Source organism: Azospirillum canadense (genome assembly GCF_025961225.1).
GTDB classification, from domain to species: Bacteria; Pseudomonadota; Alphaproteobacteria; order Azospirillales; family Azospirillaceae; genus Azospirillum; species Azospirillum canadense.
The window spans coordinates 667,120-679,887 of the sequence record NZ_JAOQNG010000007.1 but is presented as its reverse complement, the minus strand read 5'-3'; the positions used below and the strand labels follow the sequence as shown (position 1 = coordinate 679,887).

Annotated in this window: 14 protein-coding genes; 9 read left to right on the top strand and 5 right to left on the bottom strand. The window is 66.2% G+C overall.

From position 1 onward, the window contains the following. Positions 1-104: 104 nt before the first annotated feature. The 4 genes from M2351_RS30800 to M2351_RS30785 all read right to left on the bottom strand — a co-directional run bounded on the left by M2351_RS30800 (position 105) and on the right by M2351_RS30785 (position 2,924). Positions 105-470, bottom strand: a complete 366-nt coding sequence (locus M2351_RS30800; protein WP_264659833.1) for a site-specific integrase — start codon at positions 468-470, stop codon at positions 105-107. A gap of 238 nt (positions 471-708) precedes the next feature. After that, positions 709-1,425: a site-specific integrase gene (locus M2351_RS30795; protein ID WP_264659832.1), complete on the bottom strand. Its 717-nt coding sequence runs from the start codon at positions 1,423-1,425 to the stop codon at positions 709-711. A 145-nt stretch (positions 1,426-1,570) separates the two neighbouring features. Continuing rightward, complete coding sequence (locus tag M2351_RS30790; RefSeq protein WP_264659831.1) at positions 1,571-2,164, bottom strand: hypothetical protein; 594 nt, start codon at positions 2,162-2,164, stop codon at positions 1,571-1,573. A gap of 13 nt (positions 2,165-2,177) precedes the next feature. Further along, positions 2,178-2,924: a transposase gene (locus tag M2351_RS30785; RefSeq protein ID WP_264659830.1), complete on the bottom strand. Its 747-nt coding sequence runs from the start codon at positions 2,922-2,924 to the stop codon at positions 2,178-2,180. A 22-nt stretch (positions 2,925-2,946) separates the two neighbouring features. On the opposite strand from M2351_RS30785, the gene M2351_RS30780 reads away from it, so the two are divergent. The 4 genes from M2351_RS30780 to M2351_RS30765 all read left to right on the top strand — a co-directional run bounded on the left by M2351_RS30780 (position 2,947) and on the right by M2351_RS30765 (position 6,016). Further along, positions 2,947-3,264, top strand: a complete 318-nt coding sequence (locus M2351_RS30780; protein WP_264659829.1) for a hypothetical protein — start codon at positions 2,947-2,949, stop codon at positions 3,262-3,264. 447 nt (positions 3,265-3,711) lie between these two features. Next, on the top strand, positions 3,712-4,380 hold the full coding sequence (locus M2351_RS30775) for an amino acid ABC transporter substrate-binding protein (protein ID WP_264659828.1): 669 nt from the start codon (positions 3,712-3,714) through the stop codon (positions 4,378-4,380). Positions 4,381-4,583: 203 nt separating this feature from the next. After that, complete coding sequence (locus M2351_RS30770) at positions 4,584-5,264, top strand: amino acid ABC transporter permease (protein WP_264659827.1); 681 nt, start codon at positions 4,584-4,586, stop codon at positions 5,262-5,264. Then, a complete protein-coding gene (locus M2351_RS30765; RefSeq protein ID WP_264659826.1) occupies positions 5,261-6,016 on the top strand; it encodes an amino acid ABC transporter ATP-binding protein in 756 nt (251 codons plus the stop codon). The genes M2351_RS30770 and M2351_RS30765 overlap by 4 nt, the downstream gene beginning before the upstream one ends. A gap of 127 nt (positions 6,017-6,143) precedes the next feature. Here the strand turns inward: M2351_RS30765 and M2351_RS30760 are convergent, their stop codons facing one another. Further along, positions 6,144-6,938, bottom strand: a complete 795-nt coding sequence (locus tag M2351_RS30760) for a DeoR/GlpR family DNA-binding transcription regulator (protein ID WP_264659825.1) — start codon at positions 6,936-6,938, stop codon at positions 6,144-6,146. A 282-nt stretch (positions 6,939-7,220) separates the two neighbouring features. On the opposite strand from M2351_RS30760, the gene deoC reads away from it, so the two are divergent. From deoC to M2351_RS30735, 5 genes are all read left to right on the top strand, one after another. Further along, positions 7,221-7,892: a deoxyribose-phosphate aldolase gene (deoC, locus tag M2351_RS30755; protein WP_264659824.1), complete on the top strand. Its 672-nt coding sequence runs from the start codon at positions 7,221-7,223 to the stop codon at positions 7,890-7,892. A 105-nt stretch (positions 7,893-7,997) separates the two neighbouring features. Then, positions 7,998-9,077 (top strand): autoinducer 2 ABC transporter substrate-binding protein, encoded by a 1,080-nt coding sequence (locus tag M2351_RS30750; protein WP_264659823.1) that lies wholly within the window; start codon positions 7,998-8,000, stop codon positions 9,075-9,077. A 170-nt stretch (positions 9,078-9,247) separates the two neighbouring features. After that, positions 9,248-10,750, top strand: a complete 1,503-nt coding sequence (locus tag M2351_RS30745; protein ID WP_264659822.1) for a sugar ABC transporter ATP-binding protein — start codon at positions 9,248-9,250, stop codon at positions 10,748-10,750. A gap of 14 nt (positions 10,751-10,764) precedes the next feature. Next, positions 10,765-11,742, top strand: a complete 978-nt coding sequence (locus M2351_RS30740) for an ABC transporter permease (RefSeq protein ID WP_264659821.1) — start codon at positions 10,765-10,767, stop codon at positions 11,740-11,742. Between the two features lie 20 nt (positions 11,743-11,762). Then, entirely contained in the window at positions 11,763-12,755 is a 993-nt protein-coding gene (locus M2351_RS30735; RefSeq protein ID WP_264659820.1) for an ABC transporter permease, read from the top strand. The last annotated feature ends 13 nt before the right edge of the window (positions 12,756-12,768 follow it).

Below are 12,768 nucleotides of genomic sequence, written 5' to 3'. Positions count from 1 at the left end.
ATTCCGGGCCGCATAACCGGGCGGGATTAATGAAAGAACGCGTCGGTCGGCGTCCGGGGTCGACGCCGATCGACCATCACCACGGTCTCCCAACAATCAATCCGCTATTCCTTCTCGTCCTCGCCGCCCTTGTCTCGCTCCTCCAGCAGGTTCAGCGCTGCGGTCGCAGTGGCCAATTGCTTGGCCGCGTAGCGCTGCACCATGCGCTCCGACTTCCACCGTCCGGCTTGCTGGATCGTCGCGGTCGAGACGCCTTGCTTAACGAAGTATTGCGCCATGCCGACGCGCGCCGAATACGCCGAGAAGCGGGCTGGGGCCGCGCCGAGCAGCCGTGGCGGCGCGATGCCGGCCTCGCGGGCGCGTTGGTCGAGGATCTGGCCGATGGAGAAGACCAAAAGCGGCGTCGTGCCGGCGGTGTTGAGACTCACGAACAGCCGAAACACGAAGCTGTTGGAACTTCCTCTGCTCATCCTGGCCAGTGTCATCCACTACGAGTTGGTCCCGCACCGGGGTGGTCACACTGTGTCCTACTTTGGCCGGGCAGCGGGCGCGTGCCCGGCTGGGCAGAACATCGGCGAGGCGCCCTTGATTTTCTGGACGGCTACAGCTTCTTCGGACTTCCCAGCCATCGAGAACACAGACGCGTTGAGCTTTACGACCTGCTCGAAACCTATCTGGATTGCGCGATCCGGAAGGGTTGGCTGACCGTCACTCCGGCGTCTTCTCCGGGTCGTCCAGGAACACCAACTGGCTGACGTTGCGCTTCCACATCTCTGCGTCGCGGATGTAGCGGCGGGCGACGCAGGCGTTCTTGTGGCGGGTCTGCCGCATGATGTCGTGCAGTTGTGCGTCCCGATTGGCCGCCGAGGTGGCCAGCCCGGCGCGCAGGCTGTGGCCAGCGGACTTCTCCGAATCGTACCCGGCGCGGGCGGCGGCCAGCTTGACGATCCGCACCACCGGCTGCCCGGCGAGCTCGCCACGGTCGAGGCGAATGTTGCCGCCGCCGTCGGCCTGCACGTACAGTCGGCCGGGCGCGTCGCCGCGCACCGTCAGCCAGGCCTGCAGGGCCGCCACCGCGTCGATGGCCGGGTTGGGTGAGCCGTAGATGGCGACCTCCTGCCTCTCGCCGTGCTGGTCGGTTTTGGAGCGCCCGTTCAGCACCTGCACACCATTGTCGCGAAACTCCAGGTCCGCGAGGTCGAGCGCCACGATCTCCGACCGCCGCAGCGCGCCACCAAAGCCCAGTAGGATTACGGCGCGGTCGCGCACGCCCTTGGCGGTGGCCGGCAGGCTGTCCACCATGCGCAGCAGGATGTCCGGCAGGATCGGCGCGGCGACGCGGGTGGGCCGGCGGCCCTTTGTGCGGGTGATGCCCTCCAGCACCGAGCGGATGAAATAGTGTTTGCGGTTCAGCGACGCGCCCAAGGCGCGGTGTGCGGCGACAGTGGCGCTGAGGTGGACTCCCAGCGTTGGGGAGACGCCATAAAACCTCCACTTTGCGCATCCTGGGATGCCCGTCCGTTCTGGGACGGTGGTCATAAGGCTCGGCGGAATGCAGGCTTGAGACGGGCTACGGTGCGTAGCAGGCCAGATCGATGAAGCGGCGAAGGCGTGGCGGCGGGGTTTTTGTCATGTCGGTGTTTTCGAGCGACATGACGACCTGCTCAAACCACAGGTGCTGGCGCAGACGGGCGAGGGCATCGGTGACGGTCGGCGCCGGTTTGGGAAACCAGAGGGCGCGCCGCGGCGACAGGACCAGCCGCTCGGCGTTCTGATGGACATACAGCGTGATGAGCGAATACAGGCCGAACAGGAGCGGCGCCATACGGAACACCGCCTTGTCCGTCCACTGGCGCTGGGTTTCCACGCCGAGGTGGGCGCGGCTTTCCTCGTACGTCGTTTCCATCGCCCAGCGGCAATTGAACCACTCCAGCACGGTGCGCGGTGGCACCGTCGGATCGGTGCACAGAAAGGCTTCCGGGTCGCGCCGGCCATCGGGATAGCGCACCAGCACCCACCGGAGCGGCACGGCCGGCTGGCCGGGATGGGACCAGAAGGCTGTGCCGCTGGCGTACTCGATCCATCGCCCGGAGCGCCAGCGGGTTCGGTTCGAGAGTACGACCCGCCGCCAGACCGTGGTCCGATCGGTCAGGCGGGCGCGCAAGGTCAGCTGGCGATCACCCTTGAGGAGTGTTCGGATGCTCCCCGGGCCGGTCCGACGGGGGATCAAACAGACGGGCATCCAGGCGCAGCCGCGTGACCGCGATCAGGTACGGGCTCAGCGCGTCGAGCAGGTCCAGGGCGGCGAACTCGCCATCCATGACGGCGACCACCAGCCGGTCGGGAAACCAGCGGTGGACACGCAGCAGAAGGGCCCGGGCCCAAGCGGTGGTCGGCCGGTAGCGCCGCCCATTGGCTTCGCACCAGGAGCGGCTGGGCACCAGAGCGGTCAGCATCGGCAGGCCCCAAATGCGGCCGGCGAACGGCACCTCGACCAGCAGCATGGTGGTCAGCCAGCGCAGGCCGCGGCTGGTGACGGTCTGCTCCTTGGACGAGCGCGCCGCGTCGCGGTATTGGCTGGCTGGGCCGATGCAGGGGCCGCGCCGGCGTTCCAGGGTGTGATCGACGCCGACGAGGATCGGCCCGTCCGGAACGAAGGCGGCGACCAAAGCACGCGCCAAGGTGCGCGCCAGCCCCAGCCCCGACCAGGCATTGCGGTTGAGCACACGATGAAACGCCGCGAAGCCGGGCTCGTCGGCCAAGCCCAGGGTGCGCAGCGCGTTGGTAACGGTGCGCGGGCCAACCGCCAGCACCGTGCCGACGGTGAGTGCCGCCACGGTGGGGCGGGTGCGTCCGGAGAAGGCCTCCAGATACGGCCACAGCCAGGCGACGAAGCGCTTGGGGAGGACAGTCGGGCGCACCATGGTGCACCTCTGGAGTGGTCGAATGTTGACCCCTCAACAGCCTCCCGCCAGTGCGATCACGATGGTCACGAGCGACCCCGTCCTGGAGCGAATTGCCGCTTATCCCTGGCCGCGTGGTGGCATTACGGCCCACCGCCTCAATCGCGGCTACTCGCTGTTCAGCGCCCGCACGGGCGCGCCGATTGCCCGCTTGCGCCCCTTGGCCGGAAGCAGCCGCGTCGAGGTTCTGTGGTGGCGGCGCGAGGCCTGGGGGCCGGCTGGCCCCTTCGGGGCAGTGTTCGACTTGGACGACGCGCTGGACTTCATCGCCGATGAACCGGCCTTCTGGATTCGGGCATGAAGGAAGGGCTGCGGTCCCAGGATGCGCAAAGTGGAGCGCCCGTTCTATGGCATGATCCCATGGTGTTTTCGAGGTTCCGCCCGTTTCGGCCAACCCGACCCGGCGGCCGTCCATCGTGCGGCATTCTCTGCGCCGATGCAGCGGTCGTCCAGAAGGCAGAGTCCAATCCACCGCTCGCAGCGCCCGTAAATACATAACAGATATGCTAAATAGGCTTATTGTTCCCTTGTTGTATGGTATTTTTCTGTGTAGCGTGGCTGCAAATCGCACGGCGCCGGAAGACCAACGCGCGACGGCGATCTACGTCAATTATCCGAATCCACCATGACTGGGCATTGACCGATGAAATGGCTGAAATCGCTTCTCGTCGCTGGCCTTCTGCAGGTCACCGCCGTCTCCGCCGGCCAGGCGCAATCGGACCTGGACCGAATCAAATCGGATGGCGTCATGAAAATCGGAACCGAGGGCACCTACGCCCCCTTCACCTATCATGACCCGTCCGGTGCGCTCGTCGGCTTCGATGTCGAGATCGGGCGTGAGGTCGCCAAGCGCATCGGGGTGAAGGCGGAATTCCTGGAAGGCAAGTGGGACGGCCTGATCGCCGGCCTCGACGCCCGCCGCTATGACGCCGTGATCAACCAGGTCGGGATCACTGAGGCCCGCAAGGCCAAGTACGACTTTTCCGAGCCCTACATCGCCAGCCGTGCGGTGCTCGTTGTCCGCGGCGACAACGAGACCATCAAGAGCTTTGCGGACCTGAAGGGCAAGAAGTCGGCTCAAACGCTGACCAGCAACTTCGGCAAGCTGGCCGAGGCTTCAGGCGCACAACTCGTCGGCACGGACGGTTTCGACCAGTCGATCCAACTCGTTCTCAACGGCCGGGCCGACGCGACGGTCAACGACAACCTGTCCTTCCTCGACTTCAAGAAGCAGAAGCCAAACGCCAACGTGAAGATCGTCGCGACCCAGGATAGTGCCGACTATTCCGGCATCATCGTCCGCAAGGGGGAAGCCTCGCTGGTCGCCGCGATCAACAGCGCGCTGGAGGGGATCAAGGCTGACGGCACCTACAAGGCCATCTCGCAGAAGTATTTCGGCGAAGACGTCTCGAAGTAACATCGCGCAAGGGCAAAGCCCCCTTTCGTCCGGAAAAGAGCCGCACTCAAGGCCTCGGACGAGGCCGTCGGCGACGTTCAAAGGTTCCTTGCTCGACAGGCCCTCACGCCCCGCGCTGCGCAAGGTTTCCTTGCCCATTCCGGAGCGGGAGGAGGAGGCTCGAGCGTTGTTTCGGCACCCAAAACACGAGAGGCACCTTCCCCGTGCTGCACTGGCTTACCCTGATGGCGGGATCGCTTGCGTCGCTGCTGTGGGCGGCCCTGATTTTCACCGTGCCGTTGACGCTGGCTTCGTTCGCGCTGGGTCTCACGGTGGGGCTCGCGGCGGCGATCATCCGCCTGTTCGGGCCTGCGCCGCTGGCCGCCGCCGTCCGTTTTTACGTCTGGATCATCCGCGGCACGCCGCTGCTGGTGCAACTCTTCCTGATCTTCTACGGATTGCCGAGCGCCGGCATCGTGCTGGACGCTTTTCCCGCGGCACTCATCGGCTTTACGCTGAACGTCGGCGCCTACACGTCGGAGATCATCCGCGCGGTGATCAGTTCCGTGCCGAAGGGCCAGTGGGAGGCCGCCTATTCCATTGGCATGAGCTGGACCCAGGCGATGCGGCGCACCATTCTGCCGCAGGCGGCGCGCACCGCGGTGCCCCCTCTGTCCAACAGCTTCATCTCGCTGGTTAAGGACACCTCGCTCGCGGCCGCCATCACCGTGCCGGAGTTGTTCCAAGCCGCTCAGCGCATCGTCGCGACGACGTACGAACCGCTGATCCTGTATGTCGAGGTGGCGTTGATCTATCTGGCGCTGAGTTCCGTCCTGTCCGCACTGCAGGTCCGGCTGGAACAGCGGCTCGGGCGGTACGGCGGTTTCCTGGAGAGCAAGTCGTGATCCGGCTATCGAACATCGAAAAGCGCTTTGGCGACGTCACTGTCCTGAAGGGCGTGACGCTGACCGTCGCGGAGGGGCGCGTGACCGCCCTGATCGGTCCATCCGGCGGCGGCAAAAGCACACTGCTCCGCTGCATCAACCTGCTGGAAGTACCGACGTCCGGTTCCGTGCGCATCGGGGAGGAGGAGCTGACCTTCCATCCCGGAAGCAAGCCCAACTGGCCGGACGTTCGGCGGCTTCGCAGCCAGACCGGCATGGTGTTTCAAAATTTCCAGCTTTTTCCTCACCGCACCGCGGTCGAGAACGTGATGGAAGGGTTGGTCACGGTCCAGAAATGGCCCTTTGGCAAGGCACAGGAACGCGCCATGACCCTTTTGCAGAAAGTCGGCATGGCCCATAAGGCTGACGCCTGGCCGGCAACGCTTTCGGGTGGGCAGCAGCAGCGCGTCGCGATTGCCCGGGCGCTCGCGCCCTTTCCCCGCGTGCTGCTGTGCGACGAACCAACCTCCGCCCTCGACCCGGAACTGTCGGACGAAGTGGTGGATGTGCTCGGCAAATTGGCCGAGGAAGGAACCACGATGGTGATGGCCACCCACGATCTGCGCCTTGCGTCCAAGATCGCCCATGAGGTGGTGTTCCTGGAAAGTGGCCAAGTGGTCGAGAATGGTGCCTCGCGCGACCTGTTCAGCCGCCCAACCCGAGAGCGGACCAAACGGTTCATCGCGACGCTGACCCAGCAAGGGCAGCATTAAAGCGGATTGCAATCCGCTTCGGACCGCGACCCCGGCCGCCCGCGCGGCCGAAGCCCGGCAGGAGATCACCGGACAATCCAGCCGATAGCCGCCCGACATTGATGCACCGCCGACGCTGAGCGGCGGATCAAGCCTGTCCGGCCGAACCGTTGCGCCCAGCCGTCAGCAGGGCAATGCCGGCGGACGCCAGCGCCTCGCGCTGCTCCGCGCCGATGGCGGGGTCGGTGACTACGGCCTCGAACTGCGACAAGTCGGCGAAGAAGGCCGGCTTGACCTTGCCGAACTTGCTGGAGTCGGCGACGAGGTAGTTGTGCACCGCCGTCGCCATGGCGGCCCGCTTGATCGCCACCTCGTGGAAGTTGGAACAGCTGACCCCGCGGGTGGCGTGGATGCCGCCGGCGGACAGGAAGGCCTTGTTGATGCCGACCCTCCGCAACGTCGCCAGCGCCTCCTCCCCGGCGAAGGAGGCGGAGGAGCGGTGGTACAGCCCGCCCAGCAGAACCAGCGTGGCGTTCGGGTTGCGGGCGATGATCTCCGCCACGTTCATGGCGTAGCACACCACGGTCAAGTGCATGCCCGAGGGGATGTGGGCCGCGAGGTGCGGCGTGGTCGTGCCGCAGTCGATGAAGATAGTGTCGCCCTCCTCGATCAGCGATGCGGCGACGGCGCAGGCGGTCTGCTTGCTCTGCGCGTGGCTGTCCTTCTCCCAATCCAGGACGTAGCTGAGGCCGCCCTGCGGATCCTGCCCGTTGACGATGTAGCCGCCGAGATAAGCGAGCTGGCCGTTGCAGGCGGCCACGTCGCGGCGGACGGTCATTTCCGACACGCCGAGGATCTGGGCCGCCTCCCGCAGGCGGATGACCGAACCGCGCTGAAGGGTTTCGGCGAGGCGATTCAGGCGATCGAGCCTGTTCTTATGCATGGTGCGCCGTCCAATCCCCTCTTCCCAGTGCGGCCGAAACAAATTCTGCGCTGCAGCATGACCGCGCTCCACCCCACAGCGGTAACATCAATGAGATGTGAGTAACTCCATCAGTCTATTACTTCGGAATTCGTAACTTTTATCGTGATTTCCATCGCAATGTTTCCATCTTGACGGCAGCAACGTCAACATGAAACGATCAGATCACAAGGTGTGAAAAACATTACACGGCGACAGGGCGTCGACGCTGCGCCCCAAGCCGCCGTGACGGGAGGAAGAGCCATGGCTCAGCGCACCGCGATCGGCCGCCCGGCGGAGCTTGCCCCTTACATCGACCACACCATCCTGCGGCCCGACGCCGGGCGCGCGGACGTCCTGCGCTGGTGCGACGAAGCCCGGCATCACGGCTTCCGCTCGGTTTGCGTGAACCCGTGGCACGTGCCGCTGGTGCACGAGCGGCTGGCGGGCAGCGGCGTGCTGACCTGCTCGGTCATCGCCTTTCCCTTTGGCGCGACCCCGACCGCCGCGAAGGTCGCGGAGGCGGAGATCGTCGTGGCCGCGGGTGCCGACGAGGTGGACATGGTCATCCCGCTGGGTGCGCTGAAGGACGGCGAACTAGACGTCGTCCGCGCGGACATCGCGGCGGTGAAGCGTGCCTGCGGCAACCGTGTGCTGAAGGTCATCATCGAGACCTGCGTCCTGACCGACGAACAGAAGGTCACCGCCTGCCGCCTCAGCCAGGAGGCGGGCGCCGACTTCGTCAAGACCTCCACCGGCTCCGGCAGCGCCGGAGCGACGGCGGAGGACGTGGCGCTGATGCGCCGCACGGTCGGCGACGGCATGAGCGTAAAGGCGTCCGGCGGCATCCGCAGCACCGCCGATGCGATCCGCATGATCGAGGCCGGCGCCAGCCGCATCGGCGCCAGCGCCAGCATTGCCATCGTCTCGGGCTGACACCGCCGTCCGAGAAAAACGACCCGGGCACCAAAGCCGGGCATCCTACCCGGCCGACAAGGCGGGCATCCCAAGGACAGGAAACACACCAAGGAGCGTTCCCCAATGAAAAAGCTTCTGTCGTCGCTGGCCCTGACCGCGACGCTGGCCGTTTCGACGGTGGCTGTCGCGCTGGCGACCGGCCCCACGCTGGCCGCGTCGAACGGGCCGGTCGACACCTCCAATGTCCGCAAGGACATCTCTGCCCAGGCGACGAAGAAGACCTACACCATCGCCACGGTCGTGAAGGTGGACGGCATCGCCTGGTTCGACCGCATGCGCGAAGGCGTGGAGCAGTTCAAGAAGGACACCGGCCACGACACCTTCATGGTCGGCCCCAGCCAGGCCGACGCCGCGGCCCAGGTGCAGATCGTCGAAAACCTGATCGCGCAGGGCGTGGACGCCATCTGCATCGTGCCCTTCTCGGTCGAGGCGGTGGAGCCGGTGCTGAAGAAGGCCCGCGACCGCGGCATCCTCGTGATCTCGCACGAGGCGTCCAACATCCAGAACACCGACTTCGAGCTGGAGGCTTTCGACAACAAGGCCTACGGCGCGAAGCTGATGGAGGTGTTGGGCAAGGCGATGAACGGCGAGGGCAAATACGTCGCCACCGTCGGCAGCCTGACCTCCAAGTCGCAGAACGAGTGGATCGACGGCGCCGTCGCCTATCAGAAGGAACATTTCCCGAAGATGTCGATGGCGACGGAGCGTCTGGAGACGTACGACGACGCCAACACCGACTACAACAAGCTCAAGGAAACGCTGACCACCTACCCCGACCTGAAGGGCATCATCGGCGGGCCGATGCCGACCTCGGCCGGCGCCGGGCGCCTGATCACGGAGCGCGGGTTGAAAGGCAAGCTGTTCTTCTCCGGCACGGGCCTCGTCTCCGTCGCGGGCGAATACCTGAAGAACGGCAGCGTCAACTACATCCAGTTCTGGGATCCGGCCGTGGCCGGCTACGCCATGAACGTCATGGCCGCCATGGCGCTGTCCGGCAAGAAGGGCGACATCAAGCCGGGCCTGAACCTGGGCTTGGACGGCTACACCAACCTGACCGCCCCGGACGCTTCCAAGCCCAACTTGCTCTATGGCCAAGGCTGGGTCGGCGTCACCCAGGAGAACATGAAGGACTACAATTTCTGATGCCCGAGCCCTTCTCCCCCCTGGGGAGAAGGGTTGGGATGAGGGGGCGGCCGTAAGGCCGGACCAGCGCTGCAATGAGCCGACGTTGTCGGCCTGCGGCCACCCCCTCATCCCAACCCTCTCCCCAGGGGGAGAGGGGCCGAGAGACCCACCCGCCACCCGGCCGGACCATGACCGAACCCCTCATCGAACTCCGCAGCATCGGCAAGCGGTTTGCCGGCGTGCGCGCCCTGGAAGGCGTGTCGCTGGCGATCATGCCGGGGGAGATCCACTGCCTGGCCGGCGAGAACGGCTCCGGCAAATCGACCATCATCAAGATCATGTCCGGCGTCTACAAACCGGATGAGGGTGAGATCCGCATCGACGGCAAGACGGTGCCTGGGCTGACGACGCGGGAATCGATCCGGCACGGCGTGCAGGTGATCTACCAGGACTTCTCGCTGTTCGGGAACCTGACCGTGGCGGAAAACCTGGCGCTGAACACCGCGCTGCGCGAACGGCGGAAGTTCGTGAATTGGAGGGGCGTCCGCGCGCTCGCCCGGCGGGCGCTGGAGCGGCTGGACGTGGACCTCGACCTGGACGCGGAGGTCGGCTCGCTGCCGACCGCCGGCAAGCAGATCGTCGCCATCGCCCGCGCGCTGATGTCCGACGCGCGGCTGCTGATCATGGACGAGCCGACGACCGCGCTGACCCGGCACGAGGTGGACGCGCTGTTCCGCATCGTGCACGACATCCAGCGCCAGGGCATCGCGGTGCTGTTCGTCAGCCACAAGATGCGCGAGATGCTGGAGATCAGCGAGCGGCTGACCGTCATCCGCAACGGCCGCAAAGTGGTGGAGGGGCCAACCGGCGACTTCGACGAGGCGTCCATCACCCGCGCCATGACCGGGCAGGACATCCGCGACGAGCACTACGTCTGGATCCCGCCGGCCGGCGCCGCCCCGGCCCCACGGCTGGAGATGCGCGGGCTGACCCTGCCGGGCGCCTTCGAGGACTTGACCCTCACCCTGCGTCCCGGCGAGATCGTCGGGCTGTCGGGCCTGCTGGGGTCCGGCCGCACGGACATGGCGCTGGCGCTGTTCGGGCTGGAAACGGGTTGGACCGGGGAACTGCGCATCGACGGCGAGCCGCTGCGCCTGCGCAGCGTGCAGGAGGCGATCCGCCACGGCGTCGCCTATGTGCCGGAGGACCGGCTGACCGAGGGCCTGTTCCTCAACCAGTCGATCAACCGCAACATGCTCGCGAGTTCCTACGAGGAGCACGCGCGCCTGTCGGTGATCGACCGGCCGGTGGTGAACGACTTGGCGCAGCGCATGATTGCCGCCATGCACATCGCCACGCCGACCGGCGAGAAGCCGGTCGGCCAGCTGTCCGGCGGCAACCAGCAGCGCGTGGTGATCGCGCGCTGGCTGCTGACCGACGCGCGCGTGCTGATCCTGAACGGCCCGACCGTCGGCGTGGACGTCGGGTCCAAGGCGGAAATCCACCGCATCATCCGCGGGCTCGCCCGCGACAAGGGGCTGAGCGTGCTGATGATCTCCGACGACGTGCCGGAGCTGGTGCAGAACTGCAACCGCATCGTGCTGATGCACCGCGGTCGCTTCGTGCAGGAGCTGGACGCCGCGACCACGACCGAAGAGCAGGTCGGCGACCTGCTCAAGGGCCTGCGGTGAGGGAGGGGGCCGCCATGGCGATCCTGCAACGGTCCGAGGCCGTCATCGCGCTGATCCTGCTGACCGCGATGGTGGTGATCGGCCTGATTAACCCGGCCTTCTGGAACCTGGACAACCTGTTCGGGCTGGTGAAGAGCAACGTCGTCATCGGCATCATGGCGCTGGGCGTGCTGCTGGTGCTGCTGTCCGGCGGCATCGACGTGTCTTTCCCGGCCTTCGCCGCTGCGGCGCTTTACCTGACGATCAAGGCGATGCTGGCGACCGGCTACCAGGGGGTGGTCGGGCCCTTCGTCTTGGCGACGCTGATCGGGCTGGCCTTCGGCGCGATCAACGCGCTGTTCGTCCACCGCTTCAAAATGATCCCGCTGATCGTCACGCTGGGCACCGGGTCGATGGTGCGCGGCTTCCTGCTGGGCGTGGTCGGGACCAGCATGATCAACATCAACATGATGCCGCCGGCCCTGATCGACTTCGCCAAGACCGACCTGGTCACCATGACCCAGCCGGACGGCTCGCAGTACGGGCTGACGGCGATGGTGCTGGTCTATGGCGCGGTCGCGCTGCTGATCCACCTGCTGTTGCGCTACACCATAATCGGCCGCAGCATCTACGCCGTCGGCGGCGACGCGGAGGCGGCGCGGCGCGTCGGCTTCAACCTGCGCACCACGATGCTGGTCGTCTACTGCACCGCCGGGGCTCTGGCCGGCTTCGCCGGGTTGCTGCACAGCTCCATGATCTGGCTGGCCAACCCGCGCGACTTCGTGGGGCTGGAGCTGGACGTGATCGCCGCCGTGGTGCTCGGTGGGGCCAGCATCTTCGGCGGGCGGGGCAGCGTGCTGGGCACCATCCTCGGCGTCTTCATGCTGGTGATGGTGAAGAACAGCCTGATCATCATGAAGGTGGACACGACCTGGCAGCGCGTCGTCGTCGGCGTGATCGTCATCGTCGCCACCGCCGCCACCGTGTGGCGCGACCGCAAGCGCCGGGCCTGAGCGCCGTGGAGACCACAAGGATGAAACCCGCCCTCGACACCCGCGCGCTGATCAACCGCGAGAACAACATCGCGCAGCTGATCCTCATCACCATCCTGATCTTCGTGGCGATGAGCGCGCTGAACCCCGACAAGTTCCTGCGCTTCTACAACTTCGAATCCATTACCTACATCTTCCCGGAACTGGGGCTGCTGTCCATCGCCATGATGATCGCCATGCTGACGGGCGGCATCGATCTGTCGGTGGTGGGCATCGCCAACCTGTCGGGCATCCTGGCGGGCAGCTTCTTCCACGCCGTGCTGACGCGCCAGCAGCTGTCCGCGGACCCGGCGATTCCGCAGGTGCTGGTCGGTGTCGCCATCGCGCTCGGCACCGGGCTGGTGGCGGGGGCGCTGAACGGGCTGCTGATCGCGCGGCTGAAGATCACCCCGATCCTGGCGACCATGGGCACGGGGCAGCTCTTCACCGGTCTAGCGCTCGTCATCACCGGCGGGCCGGCCATCGCCGGCTTTCCCAAGAGTTGGGCCTTCATCGGCAACGGGGCGCTGTTCAGGCTGGCCGTGCCGTTCCTGATCTTCCTGGTGGTGGCGGGGCTGATCGCCTTCCTGCTGTCGCGCACGGTGTTCGGCATCAACCTGATGCTGATCGGCACGAACCCGAAGGCGGCGGTCTTCGCCGGGCTGCGCACGACGCGGATGATTTTCTTCTCCTATGTGGCGACGGGCGTGCTGGGCAGCCTGGCCGGCATCATCCTGTCGGGGCGCACCAACGCGGCGAAGGCGGACTACGGCACCTCCTACCTGCTGCAGGCGGTGCTGATCGCCGTGCTGGGCGGCACCAACCCGGCGGGCGGGCGCGGCACGGTGCTGGGCGTCAGCATCGCCGTTCTGGCGTTGATGCTGCTGTCCAGCGGCTTCCAGATCATGCGCTTCAGCATCCACCTGATCGACTTCATCTGGGGTGCCTTCCTGCTGCTGGTGATCGCGATCAACACCTACCTGAACCGCAAGTGAGGACGGGGGAGAA

Bases quoted from the DNA above. Each gene is read 5' to 3' on its own strand.
- M2351_RS30800 (WP_264659833.1), bottom strand. From the start codon at position 470: ATGAGCAGAGGAAGTTCCAACAGCTTCGTGTTTCGGCTGTTCGTGAGT.
- M2351_RS30785 (WP_264659830.1), bottom strand. From the start codon at position 2,924: ATGGTGCGCCCGACTGTCCTCCCCAAGCGCTTCGTCGCCTGGCTGTGG.
- M2351_RS30780 (WP_264659829.1), top strand. From the start codon at position 2,947: ATGTTGACCCCTCAACAGCCTCCCGCCAGTGCGATCACGATGGTCACG.
- M2351_RS30775 (WP_264659828.1), top strand. From the start codon at position 3,712: ATGAAAATCGGAACCGAGGGCACCTACGCCCCCTTCACCTATCATGAC.
- M2351_RS30760 (WP_264659825.1), bottom strand. From the start codon at position 6,938: ATGCATAAGAACAGGCTCGATCGCCTGAATCGCCTCGCCGAAACCCTT.
- deoC (WP_264659824.1), top strand. From the start codon at position 7,221: ATGGCTCAGCGCACCGCGATCGGCCGCCCGGCGGAGCTTGCCCCTTAC.
- M2351_RS30750 (WP_264659823.1), top strand. From the start codon at position 7,998: ATGAAAAAGCTTCTGTCGTCGCTGGCCCTGACCGCGACGCTGGCCGTT.
- M2351_RS30745 (WP_264659822.1), top strand. From the start codon at position 9,248: ATGACCGAACCCCTCATCGAACTCCGCAGCATCGGCAAGCGGTTTGCC.
- M2351_RS30740 (WP_264659821.1), top strand. From the start codon at position 10,765: ATGGCGATCCTGCAACGGTCCGAGGCCGTCATCGCGCTGATCCTGCTG.
- M2351_RS30735 (WP_264659820.1), top strand. From the start codon at position 11,763: ATGAAACCCGCCCTCGACACCCGCGCGCTGATCAACCGCGAGAACAAC.